The 15,672-nt window shown below is 44.9% G+C and carries 16 protein-coding genes; 9 read left to right on the top strand and 7 right to left on the bottom strand.

Annotation, left to right across the window (positions count from 1 at the left end):
- Nucleotides 1-156: 156 nt before the first annotated feature.
- The 3 genes from Q4519_RS15290 to Q4519_RS15280 all read right to left on the bottom strand — a co-directional run bounded on the left by Q4519_RS15290 (nucleotide 157) and on the right by Q4519_RS15280 (nucleotide 3,530).
- Nucleotides 157-1,179, bottom strand: a complete 1,023-nt coding sequence (locus tag Q4519_RS15290; RefSeq protein WP_303513700.1) for a GGDEF domain-containing protein — start codon at nucleotides 1,177-1,179, stop codon at nucleotides 157-159.
- 56 nt (nucleotides 1,180-1,235) lie between these two features.
- Entirely contained in the window at nucleotides 1,236-2,474 is a 1,239-nt protein-coding gene (locus Q4519_RS15285; protein ID WP_303513697.1) for a retropepsin-like aspartic protease, read from the bottom strand.
- Between the two features lie 66 nt (nucleotides 2,475-2,540).
- A complete protein-coding gene (locus Q4519_RS15280) occupies nucleotides 2,541-3,530 on the bottom strand; it encodes an MDR family oxidoreductase (protein ID WP_303513695.1) in 990 nt (329 codons plus the stop codon).
- Nucleotides 3,531-3,684: 154 nt separating this feature from the next.
- On the opposite strand from Q4519_RS15280, the gene Q4519_RS15275 reads away from it, so the two are divergent.
- Both Q4519_RS15275 and csdE read left to right on the top strand, forming a co-directional pair.
- Complete coding sequence (locus Q4519_RS15275; protein WP_303513693.1) at nucleotides 3,685-4,905, top strand: aminotransferase class V-fold PLP-dependent enzyme; 1,221 nt, start codon at nucleotides 3,685-3,687, stop codon at nucleotides 4,903-4,905.
- Nucleotides 4,905-5,336 carry a cysteine desulfurase sulfur acceptor subunit CsdE gene (gene csdE / locus Q4519_RS15270; protein WP_303513692.1) on the top strand — a complete coding sequence of 144 codons (432 nt, stop codon included), beginning with the start codon at nucleotides 4,905-4,907 and terminating at the stop codon, nucleotides 5,334-5,336. Before Q4519_RS15275 ends, csdE begins: the two co-directional genes overlap by 1 nt.
- Nucleotides 5,337-5,413: 77 nt before the next feature.
- On the opposite strand, the gene Q4519_RS15265 is transcribed toward csdE, so the two are convergent.
- Complete coding sequence (locus Q4519_RS15265) at nucleotides 5,414-6,328, bottom strand: immunity 49 family protein (protein ID WP_303513689.1); 915 nt, start codon at nucleotides 6,326-6,328, stop codon at nucleotides 5,414-5,416.
- A gap of 209 nt (nucleotides 6,329-6,537) precedes the next feature.
- Complete coding sequence (gene tcdA / locus Q4519_RS15260; protein ID WP_303513686.1) at nucleotides 6,538-7,317, bottom strand: tRNA cyclic N6-threonylcarbamoyladenosine(37) synthase TcdA; 780 nt, start codon at nucleotides 7,315-7,317, stop codon at nucleotides 6,538-6,540.
- Nucleotides 7,318-7,446: 129 nt separating this feature from the next.
- Between tcdA and Q4519_RS15255 the strand changes: the two genes are divergently transcribed.
- Nucleotides 7,447-8,274, top strand: a complete 828-nt coding sequence (locus tag Q4519_RS15255) for an ABC transporter substrate-binding protein (RefSeq protein ID WP_303513683.1) — start codon at nucleotides 7,447-7,449, stop codon at nucleotides 8,272-8,274.
- A gap of 25 nt (nucleotides 8,275-8,299) precedes the next feature.
- Here the strand turns inward: Q4519_RS15255 and Q4519_RS15250 are convergent, their stop codons facing one another.
- Nucleotides 8,300-8,638, bottom strand: coding sequence for a hypothetical protein (locus Q4519_RS15250; protein ID WP_303513680.1), 339 nt, complete (start codon nucleotides 8,636-8,638; stop codon nucleotides 8,300-8,302).
- Between the two features lie 301 nt (nucleotides 8,639-8,939).
- On the opposite strand from Q4519_RS15250, the gene Q4519_RS15245 reads away from it, so the two are divergent.
- From Q4519_RS15245 to Q4519_RS15230, 4 genes are all read left to right on the top strand, one after another.
- A complete protein-coding gene (locus Q4519_RS15245; RefSeq protein WP_303513678.1) occupies nucleotides 8,940-9,305 on the top strand; it encodes a diacylglycerol kinase in 366 nt (121 codons plus the stop codon).
- On the top strand, nucleotides 9,302-10,201 hold the full coding sequence (locus tag Q4519_RS15240) for a phosphoethanolamine transferase (protein ID WP_303513676.1): 900 nt from the start codon (nucleotides 9,302-9,304) through the stop codon (nucleotides 10,199-10,201). The genes Q4519_RS15245 and Q4519_RS15240 overlap by 4 nt, the downstream gene beginning before the upstream one ends.
- Entirely contained in the window at nucleotides 10,176-10,949 is a 774-nt protein-coding gene (locus tag Q4519_RS15235) for a phosphoethanolamine transferase (protein WP_303513673.1), read from the top strand. The genes Q4519_RS15240 and Q4519_RS15235 overlap by 26 nt, the downstream gene beginning before the upstream one ends.
- Nucleotides 10,950-11,105: 156 nt before the next feature.
- Nucleotides 11,106-11,945: an ABC transporter substrate-binding protein gene (locus Q4519_RS15230; RefSeq protein WP_303513671.1), complete on the top strand. Its 840-nt coding sequence runs from the start codon at nucleotides 11,106-11,108 to the stop codon at nucleotides 11,943-11,945.
- Between the two features lie 234 nt (nucleotides 11,946-12,179).
- On the opposite strand, the gene ilvC is transcribed toward Q4519_RS15230, so the two are convergent.
- Nucleotides 12,180-13,667: a ketol-acid reductoisomerase gene (gene ilvC, locus Q4519_RS15225; RefSeq protein ID WP_232803699.1), complete on the bottom strand. Its 1,488-nt coding sequence runs from the start codon at nucleotides 13,665-13,667 to the stop codon at nucleotides 12,180-12,182.
- Nucleotides 13,668-13,837: 170 nt separating this feature from the next.
- On the opposite strand from ilvC, the gene ilvY reads away from it, so the two are divergent.
- Both ilvY and Q4519_RS15215 read left to right on the top strand, forming a co-directional pair.
- Nucleotides 13,838-14,716 carry an HTH-type transcriptional activator IlvY gene (ilvY, locus tag Q4519_RS15220; protein ID WP_233054622.1) on the top strand — a complete coding sequence of 293 codons (879 nt, stop codon included), beginning with the start codon at nucleotides 13,838-13,840 and terminating at the stop codon, nucleotides 14,714-14,716.
- Between the two features lie 88 nt (nucleotides 14,717-14,804).
- Nucleotides 14,805-15,608 (top strand): AAC(3) family N-acetyltransferase, encoded by an 804-nt coding sequence (locus Q4519_RS15215; protein ID WP_233054624.1) that lies wholly within the window; start codon nucleotides 14,805-14,807, stop codon nucleotides 15,606-15,608.
- Nucleotides 15,609-15,672 lie beyond the last annotated feature (64 nt).

Below are 15,672 nucleotides of genomic sequence, written 5' to 3'. Positions count from 1 at the left end.
TAAGCCTATCGCAGTCAGATAAAGAATACTTTACGGCAAAATTTCATTTTCGGGGATGAAAGCGTAAAGCGTATAAGGAGGTATCCACTGCGTTTTTGCAGGAAAGCATACGATATCGCTTATTCAAGATTCGGGTTATATACGAATAGCCGCAGGCTAAACCGACATAGGTAAAACGCGATTACGGCCTAAGCGTTTTGCTTCATAAAGCTGTTTGTCAGCCTTATCGATCAAGCTACTGGCACTTTCTTTAGTTGTGTATTCGGCTACGCCAAAAGAGGCCGTAATATGATCAACTTGGCGATTACTGCGTTTGTCTTTAACCGATAATTTTTCAATGGCACGGCGTATTGACTCCGCGAGTTGGCGCGCAACCCTGAGGTTTTTTCCGGGGACGACTAAGGCAAACTCTTCACCGCCAAAGCGATAGGCGGTAATGCCATCTCGACAGCTTAGCTGTAGGCGACGGGCAATGGCTTTAATCACCGAATCACCAAACAAGTGACCATATTCGTCATTGAATTTTTTGAAATGGTCTATATCAACCAAAATAAAGCTAAATGGTTGCTCGTGAGCACAAAGGCTAACTAAGTCATTATCTAATGCGCGGCGATTGAGCAGGCCGGATAAACTGTCATACAGAGCGTCTTTTTGCACCTGCTCTAGCTGTAGTTTGAGGCGTGCAACCTCAGCGCTAGCGGTATTGAGTTGATTGTTCAAAAAACGCGTAGAATGGCGGATTTCTTTTGATTCTGAAATGAGCCCTCGCACCAACTCCATCACCTCTTCAAATGACAGCCCCTCGTCTTCAACCCGTGATAGGCAATCAAAGTTTTTATCTATCATTTGCTGAAAATCTTGCGTGTCCGATAACGTGTCGGTCATTGAATGAGACACTTCGTTTAATAGTAGTTCAAGGCTTGATCTCAGTTGGCGAATGTCGGTTTCGGTTTTACTGGCGACATAGGTGCGATAGAGGGTTTCGCCGGTGGCTGGTGGACACATGCCATAATCGGTAATCGCTTGGTCTAACTCTTTGTTCATTTGTGGCAGGCTATTATCGACATAGGTGTACCACAAGGCATAGTTAGTCGGCGTGGTGGGCACTTGGTTTTTGATCATCAAGGGCACAGCTTTACGTAAATTCTCGGTCGATTTTTGAAATAATTTTTTGCTCATTGCTGCCTGTGCCTAAAGTCAAACTAAACGCTTTTACAAAATACTATAAAGATAAGTTAGCCCTGATGACGGAATAAGTACTTTCTTTCTAACGTTAGCTGATATTGTTGATGGTTTCTCTCTAAAGTTAAATTTATCGTTGGATTTTGTTTTGCCTTGTATTTGTTTTGCGACATAAAACACACGCTTTCTAGTGGGTTGGTGCTGGTATCGTTATTTTCTACCTGCACGATTTTGTCGCCCACCCTAATTTGCTTCATTGCTTTGCTCACTGTGGGTAGCAGTCGGCCTACGACAACGCCTTGCGCCGCGTCAAAAGTCGGGTAAAGGCCAAACGTAGACCAATCCTCAGCATGGCGAGCTTCGCCATTCGGTATTAAGCCAATGCGGCGCTGCTGCCAATTTATAGAAACGGTATATTGGCGCAGAAAGTCATTACCGAGTAAAGGCATACCTTGGTTAAAGTCGACTACCATATTGTCGATTTTGAAGTGACTAAGATAAACATTGTCAATTCGGGTCAAAAAGCTTTGATTGGCCTGTTGCGTAAATAGGGCAGAGTTTTCTTGGCTAAAAACCGGGTAAACGGGGTAGGCCAGATGTTCCGTCCTCTTTAGTTCTTGGCCTACTCTTATTGGTAAGCTTAAGCCTGCATTTTTACCTGTGTCTAAAATAACCGGAACATTCTTTACGGCTTGATTAAAATGCAAACGTAAGATGGGGCCACTACCCGCTTTTAACTCTATGGGTATTACAGCTGCATCTTTGGCAAAGGTTTGGGGGCGAGAGCTGAGTGTCAGTTGGCGCTGTTGATAATCTATCTTTATCCCAGGAAGCAATGAGATAAGGTTGTAACCTAGAATGCCATCTAGCTTAATACAAGAAAATAAGCCATTGGCCGGATTGAGGTCAAATACCGCTACACCAAGGTTGTTTATGGTTAAACCGTTCCAATTTAGTGACGGGATAACAGCGCCTTGTATATTGCTTGTTTCTCCGTTGGCGTCCATCGCCTTAAGGTGAGGTAAGGCTTGAACGGGTAAGTTAAGTTGCTGAGCTAGCTTTAAATCAATAGTGGAAATCGCTCCCGTATCAAACAGAAAACGATAGTGCTTACCTTGAATGCTAAGGTTTACTATGGGTAAGCCATTGTCAAACTCAAATTCTGAAGTAATGTTTGCTTGGCTAAATTGAATATCGGTACGTTGGTAAGTCGATAGCTCGGTTTTTGCCAGGCTGGCTGCGCTAAAGCTAAATATCATGAGGAATAAGGGGAGGAGTTGAGTCAAATCCATCTCACTTGGTCTTTGTGGTTAGGCAGTCGCTAGCAGTCATCATTTACTCCCAGCGACCCTGTAGTATTAATTTTTGCGCGTTAGGTCAACCAATAAGCGACCAGTCACTTGCCCTGCAATAAGTTGCTCGGCATATTCTGGCACTTGTGCCAAGGAAATAGTATTACAAGCGGCAGAAAAATAAGATTTAGGCAGTGTTGTGGCTAATAAATGCCATGCTTGCTGGCGCTGTTCGAACGGACAACTCACTGAATCGACACCTAATAATTTCACCCCGCGCAAAATAAACGGCATCACGGTTGTTGGTAAATCAAAGCCACCAGCTAAGCCACATGCCGCGACTGCGCCATTGTAATTTACTTGGCTTAATACTTTCGCTAACACATGGCTACCCACAGTATCGATGGCACCAGCCCAAAGTTGCTTATCCAATGGACGGTTTGGCGTCAGCATTTCTTCACGAGAAATAACGCGAGTGGCACCGAGTTCGGTTAACCACGGGCTGTTTTCGGCTCGGCCTGTCACGGCAACCACTTGATAGCCTAAGGTGCTTAATAGTTTTACCGCAACACTGCCAACGCCGCCGCTGGCACCCGTTACCAAAATTTCACCTCGTTCTGGGGTAATACCCGCCTGTTGCAGTGCTTGTACACATAAGCTGGCAGTGAGTCCTGCAGTACCAATTTGCATTGATTGTTCGGGCGTCAAATCTTCACTTAATGGCACTAACCAATCTGCTTTCACCTGCGCTTTTTCTGCTAAGCCACCCCAATGAGTTTCGCCCACGCCCCAGCCTGTTAATACCACTTGCTGGCCCTCTTGGTAACGCAAATCGTTAGATGAAATTACCTTACCGGTGAAATCGATGCCCGGCACCATAGGGAAGTTGCGGACGATTTTACCTTTGCCTGTGATGGCTAAGCCGTCTTTATAATTAAGGGTCGAATACTCAACTTGTACTAATACTTCACCGTCAGGCAGCTCCGTTTCTGCTATTTGTTCTACTTTGGCTAAGGTTTTATCTTGTTCTTGTCGTAACACTAACGCATTAAACATATTGTAACTCCTTAAGGTGAATCGAAATTTTATTATAAAGACGGTTTTAAGCATAAGCCCCGATAGCAAAGCCTGCAATCAATATAAACCCCTACCTTGTCAGCTTCCTTGTAAAAGTGGATCATAGGGGCTCTTGGTTAATAAGGTGGTTAGTTTGAGTCAGTCATTTTCTGTATCCGCGCTGCGAGCGCAGTTTCCTGTGTTGCAACAAAGCTGTAATGGTCATGCTCTGGTCTATCTCGACAGTGCCGCCACCACACAAAAGCCGCAGTCGGTGATTGACGCGATGAATAATTACTACCAATACAACAATGCCAACGTACATCGTGCGGCACATTGTCTAAGTGCTAAGGCAACTCAAGCCTTTGAGCAAGTAAGAGATGAGGTGCGCAGCTTTATTAATGCGCCTAAGCGTGAAGAAGTGATTTGGACCAAGGGTGCCACCGAGGCCATTAACCTCGTGGCGCAAAGTTATGGCGCCTTGTTAGAGGCAGGAGATGAAATCATCATTTCCACCATGGAGCATCACGCTAATATTGTGCCTTGGCAGTTATTAGCGCAGCAGTTGAAGTTAGTGTTAAAGGTGATCCCGCTGACCGACATCGGTGAATTAGATTTAGCCGCATTTTCGCAATTACTGACAGAGAAAACGCGTTTAGTCGCGGTGACGCATATCTCTAATGTGCTGGGCACGGTAAACCCCATCGCTGAGATTGTTGCGCTAAGCCATCAGGTAGGCGCGAAAGTGCTGGTGGACGGCTCACAAGCGGTGGCGCATTTGCCAATTGACGTACAGGCCTTAGATTGTGACTTTTATGTGTTCTCGGGTCATAAAATGTATGGGCCAACGGGGATCGGCGTGCTTTATGGTAAGGCTGACTTACTCAATGCCATGCCGGTATGGCAAACCGGTGGTGAGATGATCAAAAAAGTGAGCTTCTCAGGCACTACCTTTAATGCCTTGCCGTTTAAATTTGAGCCCGGCACCCCTAATATTTCAGGTGTGATAGGCCTTGGCGCGGCAGTCGCGTTTTTGCAACAGCAAGATCGCGCAGCATTATTGCACTATGAGCAGGGGCTGTTTGAGTATGCTAAAGCACAATTGTCATCCTTGCCCGACATCACCCTTGTTGGCAATGCAGCACAACAAGCAGGGGTGATTAGCTTTGTGGTGAAAGGAGAGCATCACAGTGATATCGCCACCTTACTCGATCAACAAGGTGTTGCCATCCGCGCTGGTCATCACTGCGCTATGCCATTAATGGAGTCGTTAGGGCTGGGCGGCACTTTGCGCTTGTCTATTGCTTGTTATAATGAGCAACAAGATATAGATAGTTTCATTATCGCCCTGAACAAAACCTTGGAGTTTTTATAATGCCCAATCAATTAGTGCCTAATTTGTTTGGTAATGAAATCAGCAGTGATGACGTGCTGGATTTATTCGCGCAGCAATCGGGTTGGGAAGCGCGCTATCGGCAAATCATTCTACTCGGTAAGCAGCTCAGTGAGTTACCACAACTCTTTAAAAATGAAGAACATCAAGTGGATGGCTGTGAAAGCGCGGCTTGGCTGGTCAGCCGTGAACAAGCGGGCGTTTGGCAGTTTTATGTTGCCAGTGACACCCGCATTGTTAATGGTTTATTAGCGATAGTATTGGCGGCTTATAATGGTAAAACCACCGAGCAAATTAATGACTTTGATATTGAAAGTTACTTTGATCAGCTCGGCTTATCCAAGCAACTTAGCCCGTCACGCGCGAACGGTCTGCATGCGGTGGTACAGGCTATTAAAGGGGTTGCTGTTTAGGCTTTGTAGGACCTGAGCTTGCTCAGGGAATAGGTGAGGTATTCGCCGAGCTCGCCTCCCACATGTTTTATGCCTGATTAAAACTGATAACTCGCCAGTGGCGGTAACTCTGATTCGGGCATAAATTCACCCTTGATCATCCACAGTGGGGTGTAGTCCGTTTCAAATTCCGGCAAGAGGCCATATTGGTGGTAACAATAAGAAGCAATGGCAGTAATGGGCAGTGAGATCCAACCCTCGGGATAAAAGTGATCCATATCAGTGCGCGTGAACCACGCCCTATGGGCTTCCAGCGCCTTGGTATAAGCGTCTTGATACCGCGTTTCACGCTCACTGCTTAGCACCACGCCAAGTAATTCCACCACAGGTAAAAATAGGTGATAAGCTGCGTTGGCACTCTCTTCACTATAAAAGTAATTCGGCGCCGAATAGGTAATCATATCCCCTAACAGACTGACTAAATCTGCCCCTGGGGTAAACAGCCCTTTGAGTAACCGCATAAACGCACAATAAAAATCTCGAGGCCCTAATACAGCGGTATTTTTGGCAAGTACGCCTTCGTCTAGGCCATGTAATACTTGCATATGCTCGGTGTTACGTAAAATCAGCGCCAGTGAAAATGCATCCAACCAATCATTAAACATTAAGGTATCGTCGCTTTCAGCTACGCCGGAAAACTGACGGTGCTCAAGGGTCACGGTAACGGGCTGGCCAACATGGGCCACCATGCAGATGGGGTTATACGCCATTTGCTCTAGATTGATTAACGCGCGCTGGCGCATGGCCTGCGGCGCATCCAGTAACTGACCGATACCCAATAGGTATTGCACTCCGCTAAAGTAAATCGACCAGCGGCCTCTGGCGGCATAGTTTTGATAAGCCACTTGCCAATCTTGAATCTTCTCGTTGAAATCGCGTTTTCTCGTTTCACTGGTAATGGTCTGTCCCAGTTGCGCTTTGATTGCGATGTAGTGATGGGGGTGTAGTGTCATTAACTTGCCTCTCTATAAATATTGACCTTGAGTGCGCCGCTTACCTGCCCCGTGCTGCCACTGATACTTTGATGCACCACCGCATATTTTATTTTATTGTTATCCTTTGCTGCCTTAAGTGCATCAAGGCTGGCTTTAAAGCTCTTGATCTCATTGTCTTGTGCATTAAATACAGGCCAATGATTCTCGGCCAGCAAAGGATTGGTTGTTTAGGTTTTATCCGCCAATTTTTTTAACACCCGCGACACCGCGACAAAAGCAAAGCTGGCGGTGACATGAGTGGCCGCGCCAAACCCTGAGCTGCAATCCATTTTCATATTGCCATCACTTTGCGCTTTGGCATGGCAAACACCACCGTCCAAATCAGGGTAAATCAATTGCTCGGTCGAATACACACAATCGACGCCAAACTTGCGCTTGGTGTTTTTAGTGAAGTTATAAAAGCGGCGCAAGTCTGAGCGAACCTTGGCAGCTAACGGGTCTTGAATGGTCTTGGCTAAATCACCCAGCTGAATTTGCGTTGGATCGATCTGACCACCGGCGCCGCCAATAGTAATAATCGGCACCTTATTGCGTTTGCAGTGAGCAATGAGTGCCGCTTTGGCGCGCACACTATCAATGGCATCCACCACATAATCAAACTCGGTGGAGATATGCTCAAACAAGTTCTCTTTGCTAATAAAATCGTCGATGCAATGCACTTGGCATTCTGGGTTTATTTCAAGAATGCGCGCTGCCATTGCCTCAATTTTTTGCTGGCCGATGGTGCTGGTTAAGGCGTGGATCTGACGATTGGTATTGGTAGTACAAATATCGTCCATATCGATCAAGCTAATTTGGCCAATGCCAGAGCGGGCTAACGCCTCGGCTACCCAACTGCCGACGCCGCCAATGCCAATCACACACACGTGTGCTTGCTGAAATGTTTGCAAAGCTGGCGCGCCATAAAGCCGTGCAATCCCACCAAACCGATTCTCAAATGACGACATGTTAACTCCTTTATTATTCTCGGCGCATTATACCGTGACACCTCTATTGGCACAGTTTTTTTGCATTTACCAAGATAGTAAGAGCCATCCTATACTGAAAACAAGCCTTGAATGGGAGTGACGTATAAAATGAGATGGTTGTTAATTTTAGTTGGCCTATTGGCTTGGCAAGCACAAGCTTGTGAAATCACCATGGGATATCGCACCACGGCGCGAATGCCAAATATCAATGCTAAGCCTAGCAATGCTGGCCTTTATCTCGATCTATACAGCGAAGCGGCACAAAATATAGGCTGCAAACTGAAGGTGGTTAGGTCGCCGAAAAACCGAATTCTAAGGCGGATTGCCGAAGGCTCAATTGACTTTTATCCTGGCTTAACCTTTACCGAAGAGCGCGCTAAAGACATATTCTTTGTTGAGAATGGTCTCTTCACTGCCTTCGTTGGGTTAACCCGCAAAGGAGGCGGGCAGATAACCAGTATCGATGATTTGGCTAACAAGACTATTTTGGTCGCGTTAGGTTCCCCAGACCCGAAGAGCGATAAAGTAGAGCTGCAGTACAAGCGCCCGCCAGAGTTATCATTTGATCGTGCGATCGAATTAGTGCTTGATAAGCAAGCTGATTTTTACATGGATGACTTTAGCACCTTGTATTACTATTTAGTGCGGCATCCGCGCGAATCTGAGTTAATGCTACATTTGAATTGCTGTGGTGGTTTGACTCGACTTTCGCTCGGATTTTCAAAAAAATCCCCCCATTTTCAAGCGGTGGATAATCCAGAATATGATGCCAGTAAGCCGCTGTCGGAGTTTAACTACCCCACAAAACTGGCGACAGGCACCGTGGCAGATCAATTTCGTTTAGCTTTACTGTCTCTAGAAGTGCAGGGGTTTACCGACACCTTGTTTAAAGATTATTACGGCGCTAGTTTACAAGAGCTAATGCAAGCAGATTAGTCGTTCGATTAATGCGGGATGGCAGCTAGCGAGCTGCCATTTGCTTTAATAGGGTAATTATTTCGTTTATCCAGAGTGAGGCTATATTAGCGATCTTTTCCTGCATATTTTGCATTTTACCCTGGCGCTTGGTGTTTTTAGTCAAGTTATAAAAACGGCGTAGATCTGAGCGAACCTTGGCAGCTAACGGGTCTTGAATGGTCTTGGCTAAGTCACCCAGTTGAATTTGCGTTGGATCGATCTGACCGCCGGCGCCGCCAATAGTAATAATTGGCACCTTATTGCGTTTGCAGTGAGTGCCGCTTTGGCGCGCGCACATCAATGGCATCCACCACATAATCAAACTCGGTGGAGATATGCTCAAACAAGTTTTTTTGCTAATAAAATCGTCGATGCAGTGCACTTGGCATTCTGGGTTTATTTAACCAATACGCGCTGCCATCGTCTCGGCTACCCAGCTACCCAGCTACCCAGCTACCCAGCTACCCACGCCGCCAAAGCCTCTTTTTTAGGCACAAAAAACCAAACCTCACACAAGCTAACACACCATGACAAAATTGCTACAGAACCAAGTAATAGGATCGCGTACCTTGCCATCATCACATCATGGCTATTATCCATAGCCTATTAAAAATATGAGCAATTGTAGAAAAATGGGGTTTAACTTGAAACCAAATAAGGTGGGTATTGAGCGCATTATTGATGCGACAGGCTATTCAATTAAAGGGCTAAAAGCGGCATGGATAAATGAAGCTGCATTGCGTCAAGAAGTGGTCCTCTTGGTGATTTTTTCTGTGGTAGCAACCCTGTTACCTGTGTCTAACTTAGCGCGCATTTTGCTTATTTCGAGTCTGCTGCTTATTGTTATTGTTGAACTAATGAACTCCGCAGTTGAAGCTGTCGTTGATCGAATCGGTGATGAGTGGCATGAACTGAGTGGCAGAGCGAAGGATATAGCTTCTGCTGCGGTGTTTATTGCTTTGGTGCTCGCGCTATTTGTTTGGGCTTCTGTTTTGCTGGGCTTACTATGATGCCAATAAAGTTACCTACCTTCAGGCTTTCCTTTAGCTACTTCACTTTTTTGTTGGCGCTTTACTTTGCTTTAATCGTCAATGTTCCTGTTTATAAAGAGCTGCACAGTATCTTAATACAACAGGGCGAATTCAAAGTTGGCTTTGCTATTTCGCTACCTATTTTTTTTATCGCTGCGTTAAATTTACTATTCAACCTGTTTACTTGGCCTTGGTTAGGGAAACCCTTCTTTGCTTTACTGTTGGTTCTGTCATCGATGGTGAGTTATGCAAGTTTTCATTATGGCACCCTATTTGACTATGACATGATGGTCAATATAGTTGAAACGGACCCTAGCGAAGCCAGCTCTTATCTAAGTTTATACTCGGTAAGTTGGACATTGATGATGGGAATTATTCCCGCTATTTTGCTCTTTGCTGTTAAGCCGATAACAGATGGGGCACTAACTCGGATGTTGTTGAACAAATTACTGAGCATGGCGTTATCGATAGTGGTTATTGTATTGATTGCTGCACTCTACTATCAGGATTATAGCTCTGTAGGTCGTAATAATTCTTACCTTAAAAAGATGCTGATCCCGACTTATTTTGTTCACAGTGCGAGTAAATTAGTCAACACAAGATACTTAACCACGCCACAGCCTTATCGCCAACTTGGCCTAGATGCCAAGCAGTCTGAGCAAGCCTTACAAATGGCCGAACAAAAACCCACCTTGTTAGTATTGGTTGTCGGTGAAACTGCGCGCTCGCAAAATTATGAACTCAATGGGTACGATCGCCCAACCAATAAATACACCCGAAACCTCAACGTCATTTCATATCAAGATGTCAGCGCTTGTGGCACATCAACAGCTATATCCCTACCTTGTTATGTTTTCTTATCTGCCTCGCTCTAACTTCGATCGCCAAGTCGCTAATAACCAAGATAATGTACTGGATATCCTTAAGAGAGCTGAAATATCTCAGCTTTGGCTAGAAAATAATGGGGGCGATAAAGGGGTCGCTAACAATATTGAACTATTAACCGTTGATCGCTCTCGTCAAGATCGCCTTTGTAACGGCAGTACCTGCTATGACATGGCACTATTGCAAGACTTTGAGCAAAACGTCGCTAAATTAAAAGGGAACATGCTAATTAATATGCATTTAATTGGCAGTCACGGGCCTACTTACTTTCAGCGTTACCCGGAAGAACAGCGTGTATTTAAGCCAGACTGTCAGAGGGCTGATATCGAAAACTGCTCTGTTGCACAAATTATCAACACTTATGACAACACCATTCTCTACACAGATCATGTACTGAGCGAAACAATAAAAAAACTCCAAGCGCTAGAGGTGCGCTATAACACGGCATTAATTTATGTCTCAGATCACGGTGAATCGCTGGGCGAGGGCGGTTTATTTCTCCATGGTATGCCTTACCGCTTAGCGCCAGAATATCAAACCAAAGTACCCTTGATGCTCTGGATGTCACCAAGCTTTGCGCAAGCTAAAAATATTAATCAAGATTGCTTAAAGGCATCTGCACGCCAAACGGATCTATTTTCACACGATTATATTTTCCATTCATTATTGGGCATCATGGACGTCCAAACCAGTGTGTATGACGCTCAGCTCGACCTTTTCAGTTCTTGTCGAACATAAAGCGAAAAACTGATGATACGCAGACAAGAACTAGGCCCTATTGTTATAAAAATTAACTCGTTACTTGGCAGAGTGGTTTTTTCATTGATAGAAATTTGAGGAGTAATAAATCGACACCATCTATACTGATAGAAACTCAACTAGGGTGGTTTATTCATGAAATGGTTTTTGATTTTAGTAAGCTTATTGCTTTGGCAAATGCAGACACAAGCACAAGCATGTGAAATTACCATGGGTTACCGGACGACGGCGCGGATGCCGAATATTAATGCTAAGCCAAATAACGCGGGGTTGTATTTCGATTTGTATACTGCTGCGGCAAAAAAAATCGGTTGTGAGTTAAAGGTGGTTCGTTCCCCGAAAAACCGTATTTTGCGTGGCATTGCTGACGGCAGCATTGATTTTTATCCTGGTCTTACTTTTACCAAAGAACGCTCAAAAGATATCTTTTTCTATGATAATGGCATTCCTGCCGCAGATGTTGGTCTAACTCGTAAAGGGGAGCCCAAAATAAAGAGCTACGATGATTTGCAAGAAAAAATCATTTTGGCCGCATTGGGTTCACCAGGTCCGCAAAGCACTAAGTATAAGCTGCAGTTCAAGCGTCCACCTGAACTCACATTCGATCGTGTTATTGAGCTGATTTTAGCCAAACAAGCCGACTTCTACATGGATGACTTTGGTACCTTATATTACTACCTGATCCAGCATCCACGGCAATCTGATTTAATGTTACATATGAATTGCTGTGGCGGTATCACTAGGTTGAAGCTTGGTTTTTCTAAAAACTCACCTCATTTTAAAGCGGTGAGCAATCTTAGTTATGATCCTGCTTTACCCCTAGGTGTTGATAACTACCCGATTAAATTAGACGAAGAAAGTATTGCTTATAAATTTCACATGGCGTTACTTGCGCTTGAAGAAGATGGCTTTACTAATACGCTATATAAGGATTATTACGGCGCGAGTTTGCAAGATTTAATGAACGAAGATTAGTTTTTAATTCAAGAGTTTAAATAGCCTTAACTCTGTTTAAACCTAGCGCAGCAAGATAAACTATGTTTACTGCAAAACTTCGTTTTCAGGGGTGAAAACGCAAAGCTATAGGGACATATTCACCGCGTTTTTGCAGAAAAGTATACTATTTTATTTATCCTTGGTCCGGATTAAATAAAAAAAAACCAAGGCATTAGCCTTGGTTTTTTTGTTTAAAACAAGTTGTTTGCTAGCTTATTTAGCCGCTTCAACGATTGCTTTCATGTCGCTCATGTAGCCACGTAGCTTCTTACCTACGATTTCTACAGGGTGAGTACGAATTGCTTCGTTTACTTCGATTAGGCGAGCGTTGTCTACTGAGTTAGTTTTCAGGTTTAGACCTTTACCAATCACTTCAGTGCTTAGACCGTTAACGTAATCTTTCAGCATAGGTACAGCTGCGTGAGCAAACAAGTAACAGCCGTATTCTGCAGTATCAGAAATTACCACGTTCATTTCGTAAAGTTTCTTACGTGCAATCGTGTTCGCGATTAGCGGAGTTTCATGTAATGACTCGTAGTAAGCAGACTCTTCGATGATACCTGATGCAGTCATTGCTTCAAACGCTAGCTCAACACCGGCTTTAACCATCGCCACTAATAGGATGCCGTTGTCGTAGAACTCTTGCTCATCGATAACTACGTCTGAAGGACCTTCTTTTTCAAAGCCAGTTTCAGCCGTTTCTTCACGCCATGTTAGTAGGTTTTTGTCATCGTTAGCCCAGTCTTCCATCATGGTCTTAGAGAAATGACCTGTGATGATGTCGTCCATGTGCTTGTTGAATAGTGGACGCATGGTCACTTTCAATTCTTCAGCCATGTCGAATGCTTTGATTTTAGCTGGGTTAGATAGACGATCCATCATGTTAGTGATGCCGCCGTATTTTAGGCCTTCTGTTACTGTTTCCCAACCGTATTGGATTAGTTTCGCCGCGTAGCCCGCATCGATACCGTCAGCAACCATCTTGTCGTATGCCAAGATAGCGCCTGTTTGCAACATACCACATAGGATAGTTTGCTCACCCATTAGGTCAGATTTAACTTCAGCAACAAAAGAAGACTCAAGTACACCGGCGCGATCGCCACCCGTTGCACTAGCGTATGCTTTAGCAATTTCAAAGCCTTGGCCTTTAGGGTCGTTCTCAGGGTGAACCGCCATTAGGGTTGGTACACCAAAGCCACGCTTGTATTCTTCACGTACTTCAGAGCCAGGACACTTAGGTGCAACCATGATTACCGTGATGTCTTTACGGATTTGCATGCCTTCTTCTACGATGTTGAAACCGTGTGAGTAAGCCAGTGTTGCGCCTTCTTTCATTAACGGCATTACTGCGTTTACTACGCTAGTGTGCTGTTTGTCTGGCGTTAGGTTTAATACTAGATCTGCAGTTGGGATTAGGTTTTCGTAAGTGTCTACGTTAAAGCCATTTTCTTTTGCGTTTTTGTAAGACTGGCGTTGCTCTTTGATCGCCGCTTCACGTAATGCATAAGAAATGTCTAGGCCTGAATCACGCATGTTTAGACCTTGGTTTAGGCCTTGAGCACCACAACCGATAACTACAATTTTCCAACCTTTGATGAATTCACAGCCGTTCGCGAACTCGCTACGATCCATGAAGCGACATTTGCCTAGTTGCTCTAATTGTTGACGCAAGTTAAGCGTATTAAAGTAGTTATTAGCCATGAGATGTTCCCTTTGCATAAATTTTTAGAATTTTTGGTAGCGCAGATAATTAATCTGTATGCCACTCGACGTAGAGCACTATATAACAAGAACTACGTTGCTTAAAATGATATATTTGCAAACTTATATTGCAAATATTGCAACGTAAGTTTAACGCAGCGGAGGTATTTATGGATTTAAAATCACTACAGGCATTTATCCACCTTGCTAATAGCCATCATTTCGGCAAATCCGCTGAAGCGTTGCATCTTAGCCCATCTACTTTAAGCCGTATTATTCAGCGCTTAGAGCAAGAGGTTGGCAGCAGTTTGTTACAGCGCGATAACCGAAGTGTGGCATTGACACCCGCAGGGCAAAAATTTCTTGGTTTTGCGCAGCAGCAATTAGATAGCTGGCAAATGTTAAAGCTTGATTTACAAGAGCATGACACGCAATTAGAAGGAAAGCTGAGTATTTATTGTTCGGTTACCGCAGCCTACAGTCACCTACCGGCTATTTTGGATCGTTTTCGCTTTGCTCATCCACAGGTTGAAATCGTGCTGGCAACGGGGGATGCTGCACAAGCAGTAGAGAGAGTGCAGTATGAGCAAGCGGATGTTGCCATCGCTGCTTGCCCAGATAATTTGTCGAGCCAGCTAAAGTTTTACAGCTTGGCGGAAATTCCTTTGTCGGTTATCGCGCCAATGATCGCTTGCTCTGTGCAGCAGCAAATGAGTCAAAAGCCGATTCCTTGGCAGCAACTGCCTTATATTTTGCCTGAACATGGCCCCGCGCGCCGGCGTATTAATTCTTGGTTTCGGCAAATGCACATTCGCAAACCCCATATTTACGCTAGCGTGACAGGCCACGAAGCCTTGGTCAGCATGGTTGCCTTGGGGTGTGGGGTGGGTATAGTGCCTGAAGTGGTCGTTGAGAACAGCCCTGTGCGCGACCGAGTGCAAGTGGTGAAAACCGATAAGTTATTAGAGCCCTTTGATCTTGGTGTGGTGTGTTTGAAAAAGCGCGCACCCGATCCGCTGATTAGCGCTTTTTTAACGGCGTTGAATTAGTTCACAGAATCGCCATTCTAGTTGGCCTAAATCATGGTGTATCAGGCAGAAAACCCTTATGGTGTAAATGCTTAATAGGAGCCTGCCAATGACAACAATAGAAGATATTCAACAAGCGATAGCGGATCTGGCGCTCGCAGGAAAAACCTTATTTATTCACGGTTCAATCAAGTCATTTGGTCATTTAGAAGGAGGCGCTGCAAGTTTATTTGATCCTCTTATTGCCGCTGACTGCACCTTGATCATGCCTAGCTTTACTTATTCACCTTTGGCTAATCCGCCATCCAGTTGGCAGTGTGCAGGCAATGGACACCGAGGCGAATGGGATTTTTTTACTCCAGAGCCTTTTGATGTGCAAGGTAATGATATTGAGCCGAGCATGGGCGCGTTGCCGAAGGCGTTGTTACACTATCCCAATCGTGAGCGTAGTCAGCATCCAATTAATTCTTTTGTTGGTGTGGGTCCTCACGCCGCAGAAATATTACAGCACCAGACCTTACAAAACGTTTATGGCCTATACGAAAACCAGCCACAGGCTTGGGTATTAACGTTGGGCGTTGATTTAACATCCGTAACACCGATCCATTATGGCGAGCAACTCAGTGGCCGTGAGCTCTTTCAACGTTGGGCACAGCAAATTAATCCGCACACGGGGCAAGTCGAAACCGTACTTGCTGCCATTGGCAGTTGCTCTAACGGCTTTAACAACTTAGCGCCTGTACTTGCACCTATTGCACGCGAATACACTGTTGGCGCTAGCCTGTGGACCTTGTATCCCCTTGAGCCTTTAGTGAAACGTTGTAAACGCGCCATTAGCGCTCAGCAAAGTATCACTCATTGCCCCGATCAAAATTGTATTCGCTGCCAAGATGCCATCGCCAGTGTTGGCTGAATTACATAACGTAGTCGCAAGGTTTAGGGGCTGTTTTTGTCGGGTAAAGGGGCTAGAATGAAGG

It is taken from the genome of Motilimonas sp. 1_MG-2023, from assembly GCF_030547455.1.
Lineage (GTDB): Bacteria > Pseudomonadota > Gammaproteobacteria > Enterobacterales > CBDFNC01 > Motilimonas.
The sequence above is the reverse complement of the archived record's forward strand: the minus strand, read 5'-3'. Positions and strand labels throughout refer to the sequence as shown.